Genomic DNA, 21,386 nt, shown 5'->3' with positions numbered 1-21,386 from the left:
GGGACGTTCGAGGACGTCCAAGGCGTTCAGGACGCGGGGATTCTGAGGGCGGCCAGGACCGGCAGATGGTCCGTGGCCGCCCTCAGGTCTGTCTCCGTCACGCCGGGAAGGCCCGTCGGCACCCCGCAGCCGAGGACCTCGATGCCGGGCGTGGCCAGGATCGCGTCGATCCGCTGGTGCGGGTCGGTGGGCGTCGAGGTGTACTCCGTGCCCCAGGGGGCGGTGGTCCAGCAGTCCTGGAGGCCGGTGGCCAGGCGCCGGAAGCTGCGGCCGGTGGGGCGTTCGTTGAGGTCGCCGCCCGCGACCGCGTGCGGTACGTCCAGCGCGGCGAGGCGGTCGAGGAGCAGGCCTGACTGCTCGTACCGCTCGTCCTTCTGGAGGCTGAGGTGACAGCTCAGTACGCCGAGCCGGGCGCCCCCGAAGCGGACGACCGCCGTCGCGAAGCCGCGGCGGTGCTGGCCGGGGGTGAGCGGGAGGAGGACGTCCTCGGTGTGTTCGACGGTCGCGCGCAGGGAGCACAGGAGGGCGGGGCCGGCGGCGGTGGCTCCGCCGGAGAGGAGTACCTGGCCGGAGGCGGCTGCGAGGCGGGAGAGCTTCTTGCGCCAGCGGAAGAAGCGGGGGGCTTCCTGGATGAGGACCAGGTCGGGGGCGCAGGCAGTGATGACTCGGGCGAGGGCGGCGGTGTCGTCGCGCATCGAGCGGATGTTGTAGCTGAGGACTCGGATGACGGCGGAACCGTCGGGGTCCGTGCGGGGGGTCGGGAGCGGGGGGTTGGTCGCCATGGTGGTCAAGATACGGAGGCGGGTTGTGGGGAATGCCGGGAACTCGCCGTTCGGGGTGCGGCTGTTGGCTGTCCGACGGCTCGCTGTGGTTTGTCGCGCAGTTCCCCGCGCCCCTGAGAACAGCTCGCCGAGAACAGCTCGCCGTTCCCCTTGCAGGGGGAACGGCGAGCAGCCACAGCCACGGGGGTGTTCTACATGATCGGGTCGGGTTCTCTCGCCAGGTCCGCCGCGCCCACCATGCCTGCCTTGTTGCCCAGTTGGGCGGCGATGACGTCGGCGACCGGGCGCCAGTTGCCGCCCACCAGCCAGCGCTTGTAGGACTTGCGGATGGGGTCGAGGACCAGTTCGCCCTCGTCCGAGAGGCCGCCGCCGACGATGAAGGCGGAGGGGTCGAAGAGGGAGGCCAGGTCGGCGAGGCCGGAGCCGGCCCAGCGGGCCAGTTCGCGGTACGAGTCGACGGCGACCGCGTCGCCCTGCCTCGCGGCCATCGAGATGTGCTTGCCCTCGATGCCGTCGGGGGTGCCGTCGCCGAGGGAGAGAAGCAGCTCGGCGTGCTCGGGGGTCGCGTTGGCACGCTGCTTCGCGTACCGGACGAGGGCGCGCCCGGACGCGTACTGCTCCCAGCAGCCCTGGCTGCCGCAGCCGCAGAGCAGTCCGTCGGGGACCACGCGGATGTGGCCGAACTCGGCGGCCACGCCGAAGTGGCCGCGGCGCAGCTTGTTGCCGATGATGATGCCGCCGCCGAGGCCGGTTCCCAGGGTGATGCAGATGACGTTGCGGTGGCCCTTGCCCGCGCCGAACTTGTACTCGCCCCACGCCGCCGCGTTCGCGTCGTTCTCGACGACGACCGGCAGGCCCACGCGGGTCTCGACCTTGTCCTTCAGCGGTTCCTCGCGCCAGTCGATGTTGGGCGCGAAGTAGACCGTGGATCGCTGACGGTTCACGTATCCGGCCGCGCCGATGCCGACGCCCACGATCTCGTGCCCGGCGCGCGCGCCCTCGACGGCGGCGGCGATGGCGTCCACGATGCCCTCGGGTGTGCCCGGGGTCGGCACCTTGTGGGTCGAGAGGATGTTGCCTTCCTCGTCGACCACGCCGGCCGCGATCTTCGTGCCGCCGATATCGACGCCGATGGTGAGTCCCATGAATCCCTCAGTTTCGGTGGAGCCCCGCTACGGCCAACCGTACCCGAGGCCCTGTCGCCGGGTGCCCCTCGTCCGCACGGTGGGCGGGCCCGCCGGGACGTGATCCAGGGGCTCTCAGTCCAGGTCGATGCGCTCGCCGGAGCCGGTGCCGTCGCCCCGGTCCTCGCCCCGGTTCTTCGCGCGGTCGGCCTCCCGGGTCGTCCAGCGGCGTTCCTGGGAGACGACGGCCGAGCGGTAGGCGGCGAGCAGTTCGTTGCCCGCCGCTGCCAGGTGGTCGAAGACATCCGGGTTGCGTTCGATCACCGGTTCGACGGCCGCCTTGGCCTGCTGGACGACCTGCTGCACCACCTGCTGGGCGGTGCCCTGGGCGACCGCGCCGAGCAGCGGTGACTGGAGGGACGACAGCTTCTCCGACACGGCGTCGACCAGCTTGCGGAGTTCCTCGGCGGCGGAGGCGGGCGGCGGGCCGTACCGGGCCCGGCGGCGGGCCTTCTCCGCTTCGAGGTCCTCGGCGCAGGCCTTCGCCCACGCGTCGGCGTCGGAGACGGGCGTCTCGTACGGTGCCTCGTCGGCCGTGTGCCCCCGAGCGGCGTCGGACATGGGGCGCTCTTCGCTCATGGCGGGCTCCTGACTACGGTTCGTCTCTCCGACGGTACCCGAATGGACGTACGCCGTTCATCGTGCCTGCGGCCACAGATCCGGGTCCGGCGCGAAACGGACCCTCAGCTCGCCGTCGCGCAGGGCGGCGCCGGCCACCGTGCAGCGGCGCAGTGCCGAGGGCAGCGGGACGATACGGCGGAACGGGCCGACGGTAACGGCGAGTTCGTCGCCGCGCCGGACCAGGTCGAGCTCGTCGCGTATCGCGCCGGGCAGCGGGATGTGCCAGACGAGCACACCGTCGTCGGCGAGGTGATCGGTGACGGGCCACTCGACGGGGGCGGGGGTCCGGTTGACGGCGGGTGCGCGCAGGGCGGCCAGGTCGTCGGTGCCGCGCGGGTCGTGTCCGAGGTGCGGGACCTGGTGGAGGGCGTAGGACTGCGGTGACTCGGCCGCCTCGGACCATTCGTCGATCGTCTTGCGCTGCTGGGCGGTGACGGAGGCGAGCCAGGGGTCGGTCGAGGGCTCCGGCAGAACGCGGTTGGCGAGCAGCACGTCCGCGCGCAGGCCGCGCAGAGCGAGCCCGGTGGTGGCGGCGCGGACGGCGTCGGTGCCGGCCGGGCCGGGCTCGGCGACCAGCCGTACGACGGTGTCCCGGTCCTCGACGACCGCGGTGACGGCGGCCAGTTCGACGTCCCAGCGGGCGGCGGCCTCGTACAGCCACTCCGTGGGCATCGGGACGCCGGCGAGGCGGCCGAGCACGGGGCGCAGGGCGCGGGCGGCCTGGCGTTCGGCCGGGAGGAGGCGGCGCAGATAGCGGCGGAGTTCCTCGGGCAGCGCGAGGAGGGCGAGTGCCTGCGGGGTGGGCGGGAGGTCGACGACGAGGAGGCCGTACGCCTCCGAGAGCGCGGCGTCGCGCAGGGCGCGCAGCAGGGCGAGTTCCTCGGCGCCGGGGAGGGGGCTGGGTTCCTCGGGGTCGAGCCGGGAGGCGCCGAGGAAGTCGAGGACGTTCGCGGCGCGGTCCTGGAAGGCGGTGAGGTCGGCGCGGAAGCCTTCGGCGGCGTCGGGGCGCCAGGCCGTGAGGTGCGGGGTGCCCGGGACGGGTACGGGGGTGGGGCCCGTGGGGGTGCCGAGGGCGGCGCCGAGGGTGTCGGAGCGGTCGGTGCTGAGGACGAGGGTGGGGGTGCCGTCGCGCGCCGCGGTCAGTGCGGTGGCCGCGGCGAGGGTGGTACGGCCCGAGCCGCCGGGACCGGTCAGGAGGAGGGTGCGCATGTGGGTGAACGGTACCGGTGCCGGCGCCCGCCCCTGGGGGCTGCCGCCCCCAGACCCCCGCTTCGGCCCCGAGGACGGGACGGGTAGGGGCGGCGGGGGCGGGAAACTACTTGGGCTCCTCCACCCGCTTCTTCAACCCGGCCAGCGCCCGGTCGATGATGACCTTCTCCGCCTTGCGCTTGATCATGCCGAGCATCGGGATCTTGACGTCCACGGTCAGCTGGTAGGTGACCTCGGTCGCCCCGGCTCCCGCCGCCTTCAGGATGTACGAGCCGTCCAGCGCCCGCAGCATCTGCGACTTGACCAGGGTCCACGAGACCTCGTGCTCGCCGGTCCAGGTGTAGCCGAGGGTCTGGTCGTCCTTGATCGCACCGGCGTCCATGACCAGGCGGACCTGCTCGGCGCGGCCCTGGGCGTCGGTCTTCAGGACCTCCGCCTCCTTCACCTCGCCGGTCCAGTCCGGGTAACGGGCGAAGTCGGCGATCACCGCCATCACCTCGTTCGGTGCCGCCTCGATCGTGATGCTCGAACTGGTGAATTCCGCCATCGAAGTGGCTCCTCCAGATGCGGTCCGGTGAGGGAGGGTCGGTGCGCACGTATGTGCAGCGTGAAGGCTACCCCGCGCGGGGCGGGCCGTTGCCACCAGGACCCGGTGGCAACGGGGGCGACGGGGTTGCCGGAGTCACCATTCGAGTACCCACGGCCGCCCGCTCCCCGCGAAGTGCCCCACGTTCACGCACTCCGTGGCCCCGATCCGCATCCGCCGGGCCAGCGGCTGGTGGACGTGACCGAAGAGCGCGTACCGGGGGCGCGTGCGCCGGATCGCGTCGAGCAGGGCGCGGCTGCCGCGTTCGAAGCGGCGCGCGACCGTGTCGTACACCAGCTCCGGGACCTCCGGCGGAATGTGCGTGCACAGCACGTCGACCTCGCCGACCGCCTCGATCTTCGCCGCGTACTCCTCGTCGCTGATCTCGTACGGGGTGCGCATGGGTGTCGTCAGCCCGCCGCCGACGAAGCCGAAGGTCCGGCCCCCGATCTCCACCCGTTCGCCGTCCAGGACATGGGTGCCCGGGCCGGCGTACTCCGGCCACAGTGTCGGCATGTCGACGTTGCCGTAGGTGGCGTACGTCGGTGCCGGGAACGCGGCGAACAGTTCGGCGTACTGCTTGCGGACTGCCTTCTCGATGGCCGTCGCCCGGTCCATGCCGATGCCGGCCCACAGCCGGGCCCCGTGCTCGCGCGCCTCCTCGAAGCGGCGGGCCGTGCGCAGCGCCACGAGGCGGCTCGCGTTCTCGGCGCCGAAGAGGTCGGGGAAGATGCCGCGAGAGTGGTCGGCGTAGTCGAGGAAGAGGACCAGGTCGCCCAGACAGATCAGGGCGTCCGCGCCCGCACCGGCCACGGCCAGGTCACGCACGTTGCCGTGCACGTCGCTGACCACATGAACGCGTGTCCTCTTCCCCTGTGGGTTGCCCCGCGGTGTGGGTGCCATGGCGATCAAGGGTAGGCGTGTGCGGCTCGGGTGAACAGGACAAGGGGGTCGCTCACGGTTACTGGTCAGTCAAGAAAACCGTGCACTACTGTGCGTAAAAGACACCAACCCGTGTGACGCCGCGAACATCTCGCCGGACCCCCCTGTCGTAGGAGCCATACCGGCGGGTAACGTCCGGGCAGTCCAGTCGTGCTCAGGATTTCAACTACGAGATCCGTGAGTACTTGCCCGAGCCATGGACCGCACCGTCGCATCGCACAACGTCGTGGCGCCGGCGCCCTATGAGGAGCAGCAGTCTTGCGCGAGTTCAGCCTTCCGGCTTTGTACGAGGTCCCCGCGGACGGAAATCTGACCGACATCGTCCGTCGAAACGCCGCGCAGCATCCGGATGTCGCCGTCATCGCCCGCAAGGTGGGCGGCGCCTGGCAGGACGTGACGGCCACGGCCTTCCTCGCCGAGGTGCACGCCGCCGCGAAGGGTCTCATCGCCTCCGGGGTCGCGCAGGGCGACCGGGTCGCCCTGATGTCCCGTACGCGCTACGAGTGGACCCTGTTCGACTTCGCCATCTGGTGCGCGGGCGCGGTGACCGTACCCGTGTACGAGACCAGTTCCGCCGAGCAGGTGCAGTGGATCCTGAGTGACTCGGGGGCCACCGCGATCATCGTGGAACTGGACGGCCACGCGGCCTCCGTGGCGTCGGTGCGCGACCGGCTGCCCGAGCTGAAGCACGTCTGGCAGATCGACGCCGGCGCGGTGGAGGAGCTGGGGCGGGCCGGCCAGGACGTCAGCGACGCGACCGTCGAGGAACGCGCTGCGCGGACGAAGGCCGACGACCCGGCGACCATCGTGTACACGAGCGGTACGACGGGTCGGCCCAAGGGCTGTGTGCTCACGCACCGGAGCTTCTTCGCCGAGTGCGGGAACGTGGTCGAGCGACTGCGGCCCCTGTTCCGGACCGGCGAGTGCTCGGTCCTCCTCTTCCTCCCGCTCGCGCACGTCTTCGGGCGGCTCGTGCAGATCGCGCCGATGATGGCGCCGATCAAGCTGGGCACCGTCCCGGACATCAAGAACCTCACCGACGAACTGGCCGCGTTCCGGCCGACGTTGATCCTCGGTGTGCCGCGGGTCTTCGAGAAGGTCTACAACTCGGCGCGGGCCAAGGCGCAGGCGGACGGCAAGGGCAGGATCTTCGACAAGGCCGCGGACACGGCCATCGCGTACAGCCGGGCGCTGGACGAGCCGTCCGGCCCGTCGGTCGGCCTGAAGTTCAAGCACAAGGTCTTCGACCGGCTGGTCTACAGCAAGCTGCGCAACGTCCTCGGCGGCAAGGGCGAGTACGCGATCTCCGGCGGCGCCCCGCTCGGGGAGCGGCTCGGGCACTTCTTCCGCGGGATCGGCTTCACGGTGCTGGAGGGCTACGGCCTCACCGAGTCCTGTGCCGCGACCACGTTCAACCCCTGGGACCGGCAGAAGATCGGCTCGGTCGGCCAGCCGCTGCCCGGTTCGGTGGTGCGCATCGCCGACGACGGCGAGGTGCTGCTGCACGGCGAGCACCTGTTCAAGGAGTACTGGAACAACCCGGGGGCGACCGAGGAGGCGCTGGCCGACGGCTGGTTCCACACCGGCGACATCGGCACGCTCGACGAGGACGGCTATCTGAGCATCACCGGCCGCAAGAAGGAGATCATCGTCACGGCGGGCGGCAAGAACGTCGCCCCGGCCGTGATCGAGGACCGGATCCGCGCGCACGCGCTGGTCGGGGAGTGCATGGTGGTGGGCGACGGGCGGCCGTTCGTGGGCGCCCTGGTCACCATCGACGAGGAGTTCCTGGGCCGTTGGGCCGACGAGCACGGCAAGCCGGCCGGGTCCACCGCGGCGTCGCTCGCCCATGACCCGGATCTGCTCGCGGCGATCCAGGGCGCGGTCGACGACGGCAACGCCGCGGTGTCGAAAGCGGAATCGGTGCGGAAGTTCCGCATTCTGGCCTCCCAGTTCACCGAGGAGTCGGGCCACCTGACGCCGTCCCTGAAGCTCAAGCGCAATGTGGTGGCGAAGGACTACGCGGACGAGATCGAGGCTATCTACCAGGGTCAGTAGGCCCGGTCGGCCCTACCGGGGCCGTTTGCACGTCATGGCGCGGTGTCCTCGGCGAGGACCCGCGCCATCGTCCGTTCCGCGAGCGCGGTGATCGTCACGAACGGGTTCACCCCGATCGAGCCGGGCACCAGCGAACCGTCGGTGATGTACAGCTTCGAATACCCCTTCACTCGACCGTAGTTGTCGGTCGCCTTGCCCAACACGCAGCCGCCCAGCGGGTGGTAGGTGAAGTCGTCGGCGAACACCTTGTTGCCGGTGCCGAACAGGTCGTACCGGTAGATGGTGGAGTTGGCCGCGTTGATCCGGTCGAACAGCTTCTTGGCCATGGCGACGGACACCGCGCTCTGGGCCGCGCTCCAGCCGAGCCGCGCCGAGTCGGTCGCCGCGTCGTAGGTGAACGACGCCCGCTGCGGGTTCTTGGTGATCGCCAGATAGAGGCTCACCCAGTGCTCCAGCCCCGTCGGCAGCGGGGCGATCTCGGCGAAGACCGGGTTGTCGGCGTTGGCCCAGTCGTCGATGCCCATGACCGGCATCGTCGACTGGTTGGCCCCGACCGTGTCCCACAGGTGGTTGGCGCGCCCGAGCATCACGTTGCCGTTGGTCCCCCAGCCGGTCCCGACGCTGGCGTCGAGCGCGGGCAGCGTGCCCGTCTCCCTTGCCCGGACGAGGAGTTCGGTGGTTCCGATGCTGCCGCCGCCGAGGAACAGATAGGTGCACCCGTACTGCTTGGTCTGGACGACGGCGCCGGTGTCGTCGATCCGGTCGGCGGTCAGGACGTACGTCCCGTCGGCGGCCCGGGTGATCGCCCTGACGCGTTCCATGGTGGTGATGGTGACGTTGCCGGTGCCCAGCGCCGAGGCGAGGTACGTCTTGTCGAGGCTGCGCTTGCCGTAGTTGTTGCCGTAGATGACCTCCTGTCCGAGCGCGGACCTGGTCGCCGTGCCGGCCGCCTCGCGCTGCATGTAGTCGAAGTCGTAGACGCTCGGTACGAAGGTGGTCCTCAGGCCGGTGTTCTGCGCGTGCTTGCGGGAGATCCGGGTGAAGCGGTACCACTCCGTGGACTCGAACCAGGCGGGGTCGACGCTGTTGACGCCGAGCATCGCGCGGGCCCGCGGGAAGTAGGTGCCGTACATCTCGGTGGCGTTGACGCCGGGGAACTGCTCGGCGAAGTACGACTGGAGCGGGGTGACGGCCATGCTGCCGTTGACCAGCGAGCCGCCGCCGACGCCGCGGCCGAGGAACACGGACATGTCGTTGTAGTGCACGCGGTCCAGGGCGCCGGGGTAGGGGGTGATGTCCTTGTTGACGACGTCCAGCCACAGGAAGCTGGCCAGCGGCGCCTCGGTGCGGGTCTTGAACCACATGGAGCGCTTGTCGGGGGCGGCGGTGGAGCAGAAGATCTTGCCGTCGGGGCCCGCCGTGTTCCAGAGGCGGCCCATCTCGATGACGAGGGTGCGGATGCCGGCCTGGCCGAGGCGGAGGGCGGCGACCGCACCGCCGTACCCGGAGCCGATGACGATCGCGGGCGCGGACTCGACGGCGGCGGGTTCGACGGCCTGGGCGGACTGGAGGCCGACACGGGTGAATCCGAGGGCGGCGGCCGTCTGGAAGGCGGCCATGCCCAGTATTTGACGTCTCGTCAGGTGATGCTGCGTCAACTGACGGTGTATCAGCTTTTCTGTCATGAGCGCAGCATCGGCGGAATTTCAGGTTCCGCCTAGTAGGTGCGTACCTGCACATGTTCGGAAGCGGAGAACGTTTGCCGTCACAGCAACGCCTTCAGCTCCTCCGCCAGCAGGTCCCAGCGCCACTTCTCCTCGACCCAGGCCCGCCCCCGCTCCCCCATCCGGGCACGCAGTTCGGCGTCGCCCAGCAGGACGGTGATCCGGTCGGCGGCCTCCTCCACGGAGGTGCCGCGCACCACCCAGCCGGTCTCGCCGTCCAGGACGGCGTCCGGCGCGCCCCCCGAGTCACCGGCGACCACCGGCAGCCCCGTCGCGGACGCCTCCAGGTACACGATCCCGAGCCCCTCGACGTCGAGACCGCCCTGGCGCGTCCGGCACGGCATCGCGAAGACGTCACCGGCGCCGTAGTGGGCGGGCAGCTCGGCCCAGGGCACCGGCCCGGTGAACCGGACCGAGTCGGCGACACCGGTCTCGTGCGCGAGCTTGCGCAGCTCCCGCGCGTAGGGCCCGCCCCCGACGATCAGCAGGACCGTCTCCGGCTCGACCGCGAGGATGCGGGGCATCGCGAGGATCAGCGTGTCCTGCCCCTTGCGCGGGACCAGCCGCGAGACGCACACGACCACGGGCCGGTCGGTGAGCCCGAGCCGGGCGCGCACCGCGGCACCCCCCGACTCCGGGTGGAAGGTCTTCTCGTCGACCCCGGGCGGCAGTTGGACCATCCGCCGGGCCGCCCGGGGGCTCAGCGCGGCGGCGATCCGCGACCGCGTGTACTCGCCCAGGTAGGTGATCGTGTCCGTCGACTCGCCGATCCTGCGCAGCAGTTGACGCGCCGCAGGCAGCTGAGCCCATCCGGCCTCGTGACCGTGGGTGGTAGCCACCAGCCGCTCGGCGCCCGCCTTCCGCAGGGCCGGCGCCATCAGCCCGAGCGGCGCCGCCGCCCCGAACCACACCGACGTACAGCCGTGTTCACGCAGCAGCCCGACGGCCCGCCCGGTCACCGCCGGCGTGGGCAGCAGCATCGTCGTCCGGTCCCGTACGACGGTGAAGGGCTGCTCGGCGTCGAACGCGGCCGTGGCCCGGGCGCCCTCGGGGCCCCGCTTCCAGGTGGAGGCGTAGACGACGACCCGGTCGGGGTCGAGGCGCAGCGCCATGTTGTGCAGGAAGGCCTGGATACCCCCCGGACGGGGCGGGAAGTCGTTCGTCACGATCAGGGTCTTGTGCACGCCGCCGACCCTACCGAACCGCCCACCGCACCCTCCCAGAACCCTCACAGGTGTCCGGCCCCGCTTGATGGCGTTCGCACAGCCGAGCGGGAGACCATGGCCGCCCATCGGTTGACGGCTCACGCGGCCTGCACGGCGGCACGAACAGGGGTTCAGGTGGACATCGCGGGCAGAGGACGGCTGCGGCTCCCCGTGGCACTGCTGAGCGTCTGGGGCCCGACCCGGCTGCTCCTGCTGCTGTTCGTGTTCAAGGTGTTCGTCTTCCCGGGCCCGGACGTCACGAGCGACGTCTCGGTGATCTACCACGGCTGGTACGAGGTGCTGCGCGAAGGCACCTTCCCGCTGGCCGACGTCACCTGGCAGTACCCGCCCGCCGCCGCCCTCGCGATCCTCTCCCCCGCCGCCCTGCCCTTCCTGGACTACGCGTCGGCGTTCTTCGTGCTGGCCTTCCTCGCCGACCTCGTCGTCCTCGCCCTGCTCGTCCACGCGGGCGGGCGCCCCGGCCGGACCCCGCGCGGCGCCTGGGTGTGGGTGGTGGGCGTACCGCTGCTGGGCCCGACCGTGTACGCCCGGTACGACGTGATGGTGACCGCCGTGGCGGTGGCCGCTCTGCTCGCCGGGGCCCGGCATCCGCGTCTCATGGGTGCCCTGGCGGGCTTCGGGGCCCTCCTGAAGGTCTGGCCCGCCCTGCTGCTGGTGGGGGCCGTACGGCGGCGGGCGTGGGCCTCGGCGGCCGTCACGGTGGCCGTGCTGGCGTCGCTGTTCGCGGTGGCCATGCCCGGCGCCTTCGCCTTTCTGGCCTTCCAGGGCGACCGGGGCACCGAGGTGGAGTCGCTGGGCGCCCTCGTCTTCCATGTCGGCCGGCACTTCGGCTGGGAGGGCCGGGTGGCACTGAACTACGGCTCCATCGAATTCCTGGGCCCGTTCGTGCGGACGGTGAGCACGGTGGCACTGCTGCTGACCGTGGCCGCCTTCGGCTGGCTGCTGCTGTGGCGGCTGCGCGCCACCCGCTTCCTGCCGCACACCCTCGCCGACGCGGCCTTCGTGGCGGTACTGCTGTTCACGGTGACCAGCCGGGTGATCAGCCCGCAGTACATGGTGTGGCTGGTGGGCCTGGCCGCCGTCTGCCTGTGCTTCCGCGCGAGCCGTATGACCCTGCCCGCCGCCCTGGTCGTCGTCGCGTGCCTGGTGACGGTCCTGGAGTTCCCGATCGGCTTCGCGCACGTGGTCGCCGGCGACGCCTACGGCATGGCCCTCCTGTTCACCCGCAACGGTCTCCTGGTCGTCGCGGCCCTCACGGCGGCCCTGGAGCTGTGGCGCACGACGGCCCCGCCCCGGGCGCAGCTCCCGCCGCTGCCCGATCAGGCCGCCCGCGCCCGGCAGACTCAGCCGAGCTGAGCGCGGAGATACGCCTGCCACAGCCGCGTGAACTCCGCGGGCGTCGTCCCCAGCACCTTCCCCAGGGCCCCCTCGACGGCCCCCGCCCGCTTCCCGTGCGCCCCCACGGCCCGGTAGAACTCACCGAGCCGCACCTCGCCCCACCGGTCGGCGACCATCCGGCACGCCAGCCAGCCGCCCTCGTACGCCTGGGCCAGCTTCGTCGCGTCCCCGCCGAAGCCGAAGTCCGCGTCCTCGGGCAGCGCGTCGGGCACCTCGCCGGAGGCCACGGCACGGGCCAGTTCGGGGGCCGCCTGGACGGCCGTGCGGCCGGTGGACCGGTAGCCGACCCAGTCCGCGTAGCCCTCGGAGAGCCACAGGGGCGTGGCCGCCGTGGTGGCGGTACGGGTCGCCACGTGCGTGGTCTCGTGGGTGAGCACGACCTGCTTGCCGAAGTCGCCGAGCACGGCGTACGCCTCGGGGTTGACGATGATCCGGTCCGCCGGCGCCCTGGCCGACCCTCCGACCTCCCCGGTGGTGACCGCCGCGATCCCCCGGTAGGCGGAGGCCGGGGACCCGAGCAGCCCCGCCATCCCGTCCAGCGACTTCGGTACGAGGACGACGACCCGCTTCGTCCACGCCCCGCCCCACGCCTCCGTCACGGCGGGCACGGCCCGGTCGGCGAGGTCCGCGTAGCGGCGCAGGGACTCCGGTGACTGGCCGACCCCCAGGACTAGGCTGTGCGTCCCGCGTACGGCCCGTACGGTCCCCTGGTCCCACAGCTGCTGGCCCGTCTTCCGGGCGGGCTCGTCGTCGTCGACGTACCACTGGCCGCCGTCCCGCTCCGTGAGGCTCAGTGTGCGCCCGACCTTCACGGGGGCCTTGTCGATGCCCTCGACGCGGTAGCTCAGTTCGACGTCGGCGGTGGCCCCGTCGCCGTCGGCGCGGTGCAGGGCGGTCAGCCGGTACGACCAGGCCGTCAGCGGGAGCGCGCTCAGCCGCGTGAACTCCGCCGGCGCGCCGGTCCGCGCGTACGCCGGTCCGTCACCGGCGAGGACGGCCGCGGCCCGCCGGTCCAGCAGCCGTCGTACGTCGGCGGAGGCGGTGTCGGTCGCCGACCGGCCCCCGCCGCACACGACGAGGGAGACGAGCGCGCCGAGCAGCAGCCAGAGCGTCACGCCCCGGACCCGCCCCCCACCCCACGCACGCCGTCGACCAGCCACGCCGACGATCGTACGGGCCGATTGTCAGGAAAGGGGACGCACCGGACGTTCAGACCCTGGTGACCGACGAGACGGGCATCATGCCCACCGGGTCGTACCGCACCGGAGCACCCGGATAAGGGGCGTGGATCACCTGGCCGTTGCCCACGTACATCCCGACGTGGCTGGCATCGGACCGGTAGGTGACCAGGTCGCCGGGCTGGGCCTGGGAGAGCGGGACCTGCTGCCCGGCGTACCGCTGGGCCTGCGAGGTGCGCGGCAGGGAGACCCCGGCCTTCGCGTACGACCACTGCATCAGGCCCGAACAGTCGAAGCCGGAGGGCCCGTTGGAGCCCCAGACGTACGGACTGCCCAGCGCCGCCCGGGCCGCGGCGACGGCGGCTGCCGCACGGGCGCTCGGCGCGGCGGCGTTCCCGGGGTCGGGCAGGTCGGTGCGGTCGGACCGGGAGGCCCGGTCGTAGGCGGCCCGGTCCGCGGACGGCAGCGAGTTGAGCAGCGCCCGCGCCTTCGCCAGCTTCTGTTCGACGGTCCGCTTGTGCACGGCGACCGCCTTGCGGCTGCGGTCGAGCTCGGCGAGCTTGCCGGTGGCCTCCGCGCGCTCCTGGGCGAGTTCCCGCATGGCCGCCTGGAGTTCCCTGAGCTCACCGGCCTGGTGGACGTTGATCCGGTCGAGCGCGGCGGCCTTCTCCAGGTACTCGTCCGGGTCGTCGGAGAACAGCAGCGCGAGCGAGGGGTCGAGGCCCCCGGCCCGGTACTGGGCGCCCGCGAGCGAACCGAGCGCCTCCCGCATGGTGTTGATGCGCAGCTGCTGACGGGCGATCCGGTCCTGCGCCAGGGTCACCTGCTCGCGCAGCGCGTCGGCGCGCTCGTCGGCCCGGTTGTAGGACTCGGTGGCCTTCTCGGCGGCCGTGTAGAGCCGGTCCACCTCGGCCCGGGTGTGGTCGGTCGGCGCGGCGGTGGCCGACGGCACGGCGGCGCCGAGAGCCGCGGCTGCGGCGGACAACACGGTGAGGGCGGCGCCTGCGGCGCTGGCTCCCCGGTCGAACCCGGACGGTACAAGGCGGCGATGGAACCCCACGAGAAGCCGCACTCCTTCCGCTGGCGGACGCATGCTCCCCCGGTGTTGGGGGCGCGCCAGACAGTAGCCGTGCGACTACGCGCGGACCAAAGACCTCGGCGGGCACACACGGTGACGCCCCGCCTATGACGCAGGTCATGGGCGGGGCGCGGGGTCAGCGGACGGTGTCGTGATTCGCCCGTTCGGGCGTCAACGTGTCCTGATCTTGAACAGACCCGGAAGGAGTACGACGATCCGATCCGTCGAAGAGAGGATCAGATCCGTACGCCGAACTGGAACGGCATGTTGTCGATCGACTCGTACCGCACGACCGTGCCGCTGCGCGGCGCGTGCAGGACCTGGCCGTTGCCGGCGTAGAAGCCGACGTGGTGCATGTCGCTGTAGAAGATGACCAGGTCACCGACCTGGAGATCGCTCTGCGAGTAGATGCGCGTACCGGCGTTGGCCTGGTCCTGGGAGGTCCGGGGTATCTGGATGCCGGCCTGGGCGAACGCCCAGGAGGTGAAGCCCGAGCAGTCGAAGGAGTCGGGGCCCGAGGCGCCGTAGACGTACGGGGAGCCGATCTTGCTCTGCGCGGCGGCGTACGCGGAACCGGCGCGGCCCGTGACGGGCGCCTCCGAACCGTCGAGGGCAGTGCGCGCGCTGGCCCGGCTGGCGCGGGCGTCGGCGGCGGCGAGGGCCGCCTTCTCCGCCGCGGTCATGGAGTTGAGGAGCTTCTGCGCCTCGGCGAGCCTGCCCTGGACTTCCTTCTTCTTCTTGGCCAGTTCGGTGCGGGTGTCCGCGAGGTCCTGGAGCTTCTCGCCGGCCTCGGAGCGCTGCTGGGCGAGCGCGCGCTGCTTCTCCTGGACCTTCTTGAGCGACTCGACCTGCTGAGCGCTCAGCTGGTCCATCGTGGACGCCTTGTCGAGGTAGTCGTCCGGGTCGGCGGAGAGGAAGAGCTGAAGGGAGGGGTCGATGCTGCCGGTGCGGTACTGGGCGGCGGCGGCGAGTCCGAGGCCGTCGCGCAGCTCGTTGAGCTCGTCCTGGCCGCGGGCGACGTTGTCCTGGAGGGTGGAGATCTCCTTCTCCAGCCGGTCCTGCTTCTCCTCGGCCCCGTTGAGCTTCTCGGTGGCCTGCTCCGCCTGCTCGTAGAGCTTGTCGACCTTGGCCTTGACCTCGTCCTTGCTCGGCTTCTCGCTCGGTGCCGCGTTGGCGGCATTGGCGCTGAGGGCCACGGCGGCAGCGGCGGCGGTGGTGAGCACGGTCACGCGGGTGCGGCTCGGCTGCTTCGGTCGACGATGGGACGCCACGGAGGCGAACTCCTTCTTCTCCCGCTGTCACTCCCTTTGAGTGATCGCCCGAGCGGAGGTTCGAGGCCTGACCCTAGTGACCTTCTTGTGATCAGTTCAAATCCTGACGCGAAAAATGTTTGTCACTCATCGCATTTTTTACACACAACACACATACAGCAATGCTCGATTGACGCTAGGTTGCCTGACAGTTCTGCCAATTCGGTCATTACGCCCGTATGTTGTCGGCTGCCGTCTGCCGTGGTCAGCCGCGCGAGAACCGCTTCAGCAGCACCACCGAAGCCACCGGCCGGGCACCCGCCTTGGCGATACCGTCGGCCACCTCGCGGTCCGTCGACACGACGATGACCGGCCGGCCGGGCGGCTCCGCGCGCACCAGCTGGCGGATCAACTCGTCGGCGGTGACACCGGCCTTCGAGAACAGCACCCGCACCCCGCGCGGCGGCGCCAGCAGCACCGGGGCGGCCAGCTCCGCCCCGTCGAAGACACAGGTGACCTCGGCCCCGGTCTGCGCGGCGAGCTGCGACAGCTGCCCCAGCAGCCGCAGCCGCTGCTTCTCCAACGGCATCTGCGGATAGCCGGTCTTCGTCACGTTGTAGCCGTCGACGACCAGATGCGCCTGCGGCAGCGCCAGCAGCTGGTCGAGAATCGCCGGATCGTTCTCGGACAGCGCCCGGGCGGCGATGTCCTTCGGCGTCATCCGCCCCGGCTCGACCGCGTCCACGGTCTCGGCCGGCCGTACCGACACCGGCGGCAGCGCCAGCTCCCGCCGCAGCCCCTGGGCCGCCTCCAGCACGGTGTCCAGCAGCAGCCGTACGCGCATGTCCTCGACGCTGCGCCCCTCCCGGGCGGCGCGTCTGCTGGCCTCCAGCGCGGCCTCGACCTCGCTCAGCCGCCCCTTGAGCCGCCGGGCCTCGCTCTCCGCCGAGGAGACCTGCGAGTGCCCCTCGGTGCGCAGGGTCTCCATCTCGGCGTGCGCCTTGCGCAGGGCCGCCTCGCCGCGCTTGACGTCGCTGAGGGCGGCGCGCAGCTTGCGGTGCAGCGATTCGGCTTCCTTCCTCGCCGACTCCAGCTCCGTACGCAGCCGCTCGGTCTCGGTACGGGTGAGGTCGCGGGCCGCGGTCAACTCCTCACGCAGCCGCTCCAGTTCGGCCCGGCTCTCCTCGTCCGCACGCTCGGCGTCGGCGCGCTGCGCCTCCTCACCGGCCGCGGTGACGAGCTTCACCCAGCCCGTGGGCCGCAGCACATAGGCCGCGGCGGCCACGTCCAGCGGATCGGCGGCCGGTGGCGGCGAACCCGCGTCGAGAGCCCCGGCCAGCTCGGGCTGGGCCTCCTTCAGCTTCTCCCCGATGCGCTGCCGGAACAGCGCATCGGTCTCCAGCGCGGCGGCCATCGCGTTACCGGCGAACTTGGCCCGCCGATTGGGCGCGAACCGCGCGTACTGCCGCAACTGGGCGGGCAGTTCGGCCACGGTGAGCCCGCCGAACCCGTCCGAGACGATCTGTACGACGCGTCTGCGCACGCCGTCGGGCAGCGGGCGGTCGAGCACCTCGGCGGCGCCGTCGCCCGGCTCCCCGCCTGTGGTCTCCACCATCCGTCACCCCAACCAGTTCCGGCGCGGGGCCCGCTCCCGTCAGGAGCCGGCGCCCGGCCTGTCCACGAGTTCCACCTGATCCACGGCGTTGCACCAACGGCAGCGCACGGACTCGATGGTCTCACTGACCACCTCGCGCTCCTCCACGTTCGGGTCCCCGGCCAGGTCGAGGTGGACGTACTCCACGACCTTGGAGGAACGGGTCACGTCGAAACGCGTGAGGTTGCCGCACAGAGCACAGCGCCACCGGGTCGAGTCGGTAGGCAGAGGAACCGTCATCGTGGATATGTTCGCTTTCCTTCTAGTATCCGTGCTGCGCCAGTTTCCCTGGAGCATGTGGCTCGTAACCCTAAGGCCTGGCGGGTACCCACCGCCCGTCCGTCCACAGCGGCGAGGCGGTCTGCACTGTTCGGTCCCGTTACGTCATGCTCTGTGTCCATGATCGGCGAGTTCGAAAAGTGGCGTACGGCAGCCCACGGATCGGTCCACGGATCGGTCCGCAGATCGGTTCGCGCCCAGTCGGCGCCGGTGACGTACGGGCTGATCGCCGTCTGCTGTCTGCTCTTCGTCATCGGCCCCGCCTCGGGCCTGAACCCCGGGTACGGCACCGGGGACGCCCTGCTGACCGCCCAGCGGGCCTACTTCCGCCGCTGGGGCGTGGTCCCCGCCGACCTCTTCACCGGCGCCCCGCGGGCCGCACTCACCCCGGCCACGGCACTGTTCGTCCACGGCAGCTGGGTCCACCTGCTGGGCAACATGCTCTTCCTCTACGTCTTCGGCGCGATGACGGAGGAACGCCTCGGGCACCTGGAGTTCGCCCTCTTCTATCTGGGCTGCGGCTGTCTCGCCCTGCTGGGGTACGCCGCGGCCAACGCCGACTCGCAGCAGACGCTGGTGGGGGCGTCCGGCGCGATCTCGGCGATCCTGGGCGCGTTCCTGTACCTGTTCCCCGGCGCGCGCGTCACCAGCCTCTTCCCGTTCCTCTTCTTTCTCCCGCTGCGCTTCCCGGCCTGGCTGACCCTGCCCTTCTGGGCCGCCCTCCAGTGGGCGGCGGCGGGCCGGGCGTCCTCCGGGCCCGGGGTGGCGTACCTGGCGCACGTGGTGGGGTTCGGGCTGGGCTTCGCCTACGCGTGGGTGCGATATCGCCGTACGACCGCCACGCCTTCGCGGGGGACGACCCCGGGACCTCCGGCAGAACGACCGGGCCGGCTGGACCGCGAGTAGGGTGAGACCCTCAGCAGCGGGCCCCGAGGGAGAGAACCAGCCGTGATCACCGCGATCGTGCTCATCAAGACCAGCGTGGACCGGATCCCGGAGATCGCGGAGTCGATCGCCGCCCTGGACAGCGTGAGCGAGGTCTTCTCCGTCACCGGCACGTACGACCTGATCGCGATGGTCCGCGTCAAGGCCCACGAGGACCTGGCGGAGATCATCCCCGGCAGCATCAGCAAGATCCCGGGCGTGGAGGCGACGGACACCCACGTGGCGTTCCGCACGTACTCCCAGCACGACCTGGAAGCGGCGTTCGCGATCGGCCTGGACAGCTGAGGACGTATAGCCCGTCCGGCGTTTGAGGACGAGCGCGTTAGGCGCGACAGGGGGTCCGGGGGCGCGGCCCCCAGGGGCGGGACGGGTAAGGGCGGCGGGGGCGATCAAACCGCCGGCACGCAACGCCCGTCCTCGGTCCGGTACTGCCACCGGGCCCCGTCCCGCACAAGCTCCTTGACCGCGCCCACGAACCGCTCCACATGCTCATCGGGCGTCCCCGCACCAAAGCTCACCCGAATCGCGTTGAGCGACTTCTCACCGGGAGCGGCCTCGGGGGCCCCGCACTCCCCCTGCGTCTGCGGGTCACTCCCCAGCAGCGTCCGCACCAGCGGGTGCGCGCAGAACAGCCCGTCCCGCACCCCGATCCCGTACTCGGCGGAGAGCGCCGCGGCGAAGTGCGAGCTGTTCCACCCCTCGACCACGAACGAGATGACACCGACGCGCGGAGCGTCGTCGCCGAACAGCGAGAGCACCCTCACCTCGGGCACCTCGGCCAGTCCCGCCCGCACGGTGTCGATCAGGTACTGCTCCCGGGCCACCAGCGATTCGAAGCCGGCCTCCGTGAGGGCCTTGCAGGCGGCGGCGATCGAGTAGGCGCCGATGACGTTCGGCGAGCCGGCCTCGTGCCGGGCGGCGGTGTCGTGCCACTCCACGTCCACTCCCCCGTCCGTGCGCCGCGTGACCTTGCGGCTGGCGCCGCCACCGGCGAGGTACGGGTCGGCGGCGCGCAGCCAGTCGGCGCGGCCGGCCAGGACTCCGGAGCCGAAGGGCGCGTACAGCTTGTGGCCGGAGAAGGCGACCCAGTCGACGTCCAGGTCCTGGACGGAGACAGGGTGGTGCGGGGCGAGCTGCGCGGCGTCGAGGACGATCCGGGCGCCGTACGCGTGGGCGACGGCGGCCAGCTCCCGTACGGGCCACAGCTCACCGGTGACGTTCGAGGCGCCGGTGACGCAGACGAGGGCCGGGCCCTGGGGGGCTTGGGCGGCGAGGGCCTCCTGAAGCCTGGCCACGGCCTGCTGAGGGGTGCGCGGCGCGTTGAGGTAGGTGACCTGGGCGTCCCGCCAGGGCAGCAGCGAGGCGTGGTGCTCGGTCTCGAAGACGAAGACCTGGCAGCCCTCGGGCAGCGCGGCGGCGAGCAGGTTGAGGGAGTCGGTGGTGGACCGGGTGAAGATCAGCTGGTCGTCGGCGCGGCAGTCCAGGAACTCGGTGACCGTCCGGCGGGCGTTCTCGAAGAGGTCCGTCGACAGCTGGGAGAGGTAGCCGGCACCCCGGTGCACGCTGCCGTAGTAGGGCGCGTACGCGGCCACGTCGTCCCAGACCCGCTGGAGCGCGGGGGCGCTGGCGGCGTAGTCGAGCGCTGCGTAGGTGACCTCGCCACCGGTGACGAGCGGCACGGTGACATCGCGTCCCAGAACGGACAGAGGGGTACAAACAGTCCGGTCGGCGGCAACGGTGGAGACAGACATGGCGAACTCCCGTGAGAAGCAAGAGGAATCACTGCGCGAGCGGACATGGCTCAGCGGAGGAGAAGAAGAGAGGTGAAGTGAAAAGGGTGCGCGGAGGCGGGGCTCGGCAGCCCTATCGCATTCGCTTGCTCACGGAAGACTCCCTCGAACGACCAGGACCCCTGGTGTCGAGAGGGGCCCGCGCTTGCCGTAAGCCTTGCCGCCTACGGCCTGGTCTTCATCCCGGGGCACCCCGCCACGGACGGAGGGTTGCCGGACAGTCGGCCGGGGCCTCATGACTGTCACTCATGACCTTGCACAGAACGTAACCGAAGTGATCGACGCCCCGCAACCCGTGTCCGGATCGCGGGACGCCCATCAGGGAAGAGGCAGGGAACCGCTACGCGTTGGTGGCCGCCGCCCACCGCTCCAGCGTCCGCTTCGCCGCCCCGGAGTCGACGGATTCCGCCGCCTTCACCATCCCGGCGCCGATCTGCTCCGCCAGTGAGCCCGGCCCCGGGTCCAGCGCCACCAGCGCCGCCGCCGAGTTGAGCAGCACGGCATCCCGTACGGGCCCGGTCTCGCCGTCCAGCAGCCGCCGGGCGACCGCCGCGTTGTAGGCGGCGTCGCCGCCGCGCAGGGCCTCCACCGGGACCAGCTCGATGCCGACGTCACGCGGGTCGAAGGCCTCCTCCGTCACCTTGCCGTCCCGGACGACCCACACCCGGGACGTGGCGGTGATCGTCAGCTCGTCGAGGCCGTCGTCGCCCCGGAACACCAGGGACGAGTTGCCGCGCTCGGCGAAGACACCGGCGACGATGGGGGCCATCCGGGGGTCGGCGACCCCGACGGCCTGCGCCCTGACCTTCGCCGGGTTGGTCAGCGGGCCCAGGATGTTGAAGACCGTCCGGATGCCCAACTGGCCGCGTGCGGCGCCCACATGACGCATCGCCGGATGGAACTTCGCCGCGAAGCAGAAGGTGATCCCGGCTTCCTCCGCCACCTCGGCCACCCTCTTCGGCGTCAGCTCCAGATTGACCCCGAGCTGCCCGAGCACGTCCGACGCCCCGGAGGCCGAGGAGGCCGCCCGGTTGCCGTGCTTGACGACCTTGGCGCCCGTGCCGGCGATGACGATCGCCGACATGGTGGAGATGTTCACCGTGTTGGCGCCGTCGCCGCCGGTGCCGACGATGTCGACGGTCGGCCCCGGCACCTCGATCACGTTGGCGTGCTCGTACATCGCCTGGACGAACCCGGAGATCTCCTCGACGGTCTCGCCCTTGGCCCGCAGCGCCACCACGAACCCGGCGATCTGCGCGTCGGTCGCCTCACCGCCCATGATCAGGTTCATCGCCCAGGCGGTGTCGGCGGCGCTCAGGTCATGGCCGTCGAGCAGGCCGTTCAGCACGCGGGGCCAGGAACGGACCGCCGCGGTATCGCCTCCGGCGGGGTTCACAGCGCTCATCTGCCGCTCCTGGATCGGTCCCGTCGGGACTCCGCGGGACTTCTGGTGGGAATGGGAACACCCTATCCAGCCCGGCG

The 21,386-nt window shown here is 71.4% G+C and carries 19 protein-coding genes and 1 riboswitch; of the genes, 4 read left to right on the top strand and 15 right to left on the bottom strand.

The window, feature by feature from the left end; genetic code table 11:
- Positions 1-26 precede the first annotated feature (26 nt).
- The 6 genes from OG595_RS32125 to OG595_RS32100 form a co-directional block, all read right to left on the bottom strand.
- On the bottom strand, positions 27-782 hold the full coding sequence (locus OG595_RS32125; RefSeq protein WP_329278089.1) for an endonuclease/exonuclease/phosphatase family protein: 756 nt from the start codon (positions 780-782) through the stop codon (positions 27-29).
- Between the two features lie 191 nt (positions 783-973).
- The gene (locus OG595_RS32120) at positions 974-1,927 is read right to left on the bottom strand and encodes an ROK family glucokinase (protein WP_329278087.1); all 954 of its coding nucleotides are present in this window, start codon (positions 1,925-1,927) and stop codon (positions 974-976) included.
- Positions 1,928-2,041: 114 nt separating this feature from the next.
- Positions 2,042-2,545, bottom strand: coding sequence for a DUF5304 domain-containing protein (locus OG595_RS32115; protein ID WP_329278085.1), 504 nt, complete (start codon positions 2,543-2,545; stop codon positions 2,042-2,044).
- A gap of 57 nt (positions 2,546-2,602) precedes the next feature.
- Positions 2,603-3,796, bottom strand: a complete 1,194-nt coding sequence (locus tag OG595_RS32110) for an ArsA family ATPase (protein ID WP_329278083.1) — start codon at positions 3,794-3,796, stop codon at positions 2,603-2,605.
- Between the two features lie 106 nt (positions 3,797-3,902).
- Positions 3,903-4,343 (bottom strand): SRPBCC family protein, encoded by a 441-nt coding sequence (locus OG595_RS32105; protein ID WP_329278081.1) that lies wholly within the window; start codon positions 4,341-4,343, stop codon positions 3,903-3,905.
- Between the two features lie 135 nt (positions 4,344-4,478).
- Positions 4,479-5,234, bottom strand: coding sequence for a metallophosphoesterase family protein (locus OG595_RS32100; RefSeq protein WP_329283394.1), 756 nt, complete (start codon positions 5,232-5,234; stop codon positions 4,479-4,481).
- Between the two features lie 348 nt (positions 5,235-5,582).
- On the opposite strand from OG595_RS32100, the gene OG595_RS32095 reads away from it, so the two are divergent.
- Complete coding sequence (locus OG595_RS32095; protein WP_329278079.1) at positions 5,583-7,382, top strand: AMP-dependent synthetase/ligase; 1,800 nt, start codon at positions 5,583-5,585, stop codon at positions 7,380-7,382.
- 32 nt (positions 7,383-7,414) lie between these two features.
- Here OG595_RS32095 and OG595_RS32090 read toward each other — a convergent pair whose 3' ends face one another.
- Both OG595_RS32090 and OG595_RS32085 read right to left on the bottom strand, forming a co-directional pair.
- On the bottom strand, positions 7,415-9,001 hold the full coding sequence (locus OG595_RS32090) for a GMC oxidoreductase (protein ID WP_329278077.1): 1,587 nt from the start codon (positions 8,999-9,001) through the stop codon (positions 7,415-7,417).
- A 146-nt stretch (positions 9,002-9,147) separates the two neighbouring features.
- On the bottom strand, positions 9,148-10,290 hold the full coding sequence (locus OG595_RS32085) for a glycosyltransferase family 4 protein (protein WP_329278075.1): 1,143 nt from the start codon (positions 10,288-10,290) through the stop codon (positions 9,148-9,150).
- Positions 10,291-10,446: 156 nt separating this feature from the next.
- On the opposite strand from OG595_RS32085, the gene OG595_RS32080 reads away from it, so the two are divergent.
- The gene (locus tag OG595_RS32080) at positions 10,447-11,688 is read left to right on the top strand and encodes a glycosyltransferase family 87 protein (RefSeq protein ID WP_329278073.1); all 1,242 of its coding nucleotides are present in this window, start codon (positions 10,447-10,449) and stop codon (positions 11,686-11,688) included.
- Here the strand turns inward: OG595_RS32080 and OG595_RS32075 are convergent.
- The 5 genes from OG595_RS32075 to OG595_RS32055 all read right to left on the bottom strand — a co-directional run bounded on the left by OG595_RS32075 (position 11,676) and on the right by OG595_RS32055 (position 17,130).
- A complete protein-coding gene (locus tag OG595_RS32075; protein WP_443073230.1) occupies positions 11,676-12,890 on the bottom strand; it encodes a hypothetical protein in 1,215 nt (404 codons plus the stop codon). The two genes, OG595_RS32080 and OG595_RS32075, sit on opposite strands and share 13 nt — an antisense overlap.
- 49 nt (positions 12,891-12,939) lie before the next feature.
- Positions 12,940-13,968 carry a C40 family peptidase gene (locus OG595_RS32070; protein ID WP_329278071.1) on the bottom strand — a complete coding sequence of 343 codons (1,029 nt, stop codon included), beginning with the start codon at positions 13,966-13,968 and terminating at the stop codon, positions 12,940-12,942.
- A gap of 254 nt (positions 13,969-14,222) precedes the next feature.
- Entirely contained in the window at positions 14,223-15,257 is a 1,035-nt protein-coding gene (locus OG595_RS32065; RefSeq protein ID WP_329278069.1) for a C40 family peptidase, read from the bottom strand.
- 244 nt (positions 15,258-15,501) lie between these two features.
- Entirely contained in the window at positions 15,502-16,851 is a 1,350-nt protein-coding gene (locus OG595_RS32060) for an NYN domain-containing protein (RefSeq protein WP_329278067.1), read from the bottom strand.
- A 39-nt stretch (positions 16,852-16,890) separates the two neighbouring features.
- Positions 16,891-17,130, bottom strand: a complete 240-nt coding sequence (locus OG595_RS32055) for a hypothetical protein (protein ID WP_329278064.1) — start codon at positions 17,128-17,130, stop codon at positions 16,891-16,893.
- 159 nt (positions 17,131-17,289) lie between these two features.
- Here OG595_RS32055 and OG595_RS32050 point away from each other — a divergent pair, with 159 nt between their 5' ends.
- Both OG595_RS32050 and OG595_RS32045 read left to right on the top strand, forming a co-directional pair.
- A complete protein-coding gene (locus OG595_RS32050; RefSeq protein WP_329278062.1) occupies positions 17,290-18,075 on the top strand; it encodes a rhomboid family intramembrane serine protease in 786 nt (261 codons plus the stop codon).
- A 42-nt stretch (positions 18,076-18,117) separates the two neighbouring features.
- A complete protein-coding gene (locus tag OG595_RS32045) occupies positions 18,118-18,399 on the top strand; it encodes an Lrp/AsnC family transcriptional regulator (RefSeq protein WP_164314487.1) in 282 nt (93 codons plus the stop codon).
- A gap of 104 nt (positions 18,400-18,503) precedes the next feature.
- Here the strand turns inward: OG595_RS32045 and OG595_RS32040 are convergent, their stop codons facing one another.
- Entirely contained in the window at positions 18,504-19,865 is a 1,362-nt protein-coding gene (locus OG595_RS32040; RefSeq protein ID WP_329278057.1) for an aminotransferase class V-fold PLP-dependent enzyme, read from the bottom strand.
- 175 nt (positions 19,866-20,040) lie between these two features.
- Positions 20,041-20,158: riboswitch (SAM riboswitch) on the bottom strand.
- Between the two features lie 86 nt (positions 20,159-20,244).
- A complete protein-coding gene (gene trpD, locus OG595_RS32035; protein ID WP_329278055.1) occupies positions 20,245-21,309 on the bottom strand; it encodes an anthranilate phosphoribosyltransferase in 1,065 nt (354 codons plus the stop codon).
- Positions 21,310-21,386: the final 77 nt, after the last annotated feature.

Origin of the sequence: Streptomyces sp. NBC_01451 (genome assembly GCF_036227485.1) — a bacterium.
Lineage (GTDB): Bacteria > Actinomycetota > Actinomycetes > Streptomycetales > Streptomycetaceae > Streptomyces.
This window is presented reverse-complemented; position numbering and strand designations above follow the sequence as displayed.

Coding starts and splice junctions, on each gene's coding strand:
- OG595_RS32125 (WP_329278089.1), bottom strand. CDS start 782: ATGGCGACCAACCCCCCGCTCCCGACCCCCCGCACGGACCCCGACGGT.
- OG595_RS32120 (WP_329278087.1), bottom strand. CDS start 1,927: ATGGGACTCACCATCGGCGTCGATATCGGCGGCACGAAGATCGCGGCC.
- OG595_RS32115 (WP_329278085.1), bottom strand. CDS start 2,545: ATGAGCGAAGAGCGCCCCATGTCCGACGCCGCTCGGGGGCACACGGCC.
- OG595_RS32110 (WP_329278083.1), bottom strand. CDS start 3,796: ATGCGCACCCTCCTCCTGACCGGTCCCGGCGGCTCGGGCCGTACCACC.
- OG595_RS32105 (WP_329278081.1), bottom strand. CDS start 4,343: ATGGCGGAATTCACCAGTTCGAGCATCACGATCGAGGCGGCACCGAAC.
- OG595_RS32090 (WP_329278077.1), bottom strand. CDS start 9,001: ATGGCCGCCTTCCAGACGGCCGCCGCCCTCGGATTCACCCGTGTCGGC.
- OG595_RS32060 (WP_329278067.1), bottom strand. CDS start 16,851: ATGGTGGAGACCACAGGCGGGGAGCCGGGCGACGGCGCCGCCGAGGTG.
- OG595_RS32055 (WP_329278064.1), bottom strand. CDS start 17,130: ATGACGGTTCCTCTGCCTACCGACTCGACCCGGTGGCGCTGTGCTCTG.
- OG595_RS32050 (WP_329278062.1), top strand. CDS start 17,290: ATGATCGGCGAGTTCGAAAAGTGGCGTACGGCAGCCCACGGATCGGTC.
- OG595_RS32040 (WP_329278057.1), bottom strand. CDS start 19,865: ATGTCTGTCTCCACCGTTGCCGCCGACCGGACTGTTTGTACCCCTCTG.
- trpD (WP_329278055.1), bottom strand. CDS start 21,309: ATGAGCGCTGTGAACCCCGCCGGAGGCGATACCGCGGCGGTCCGTTCC.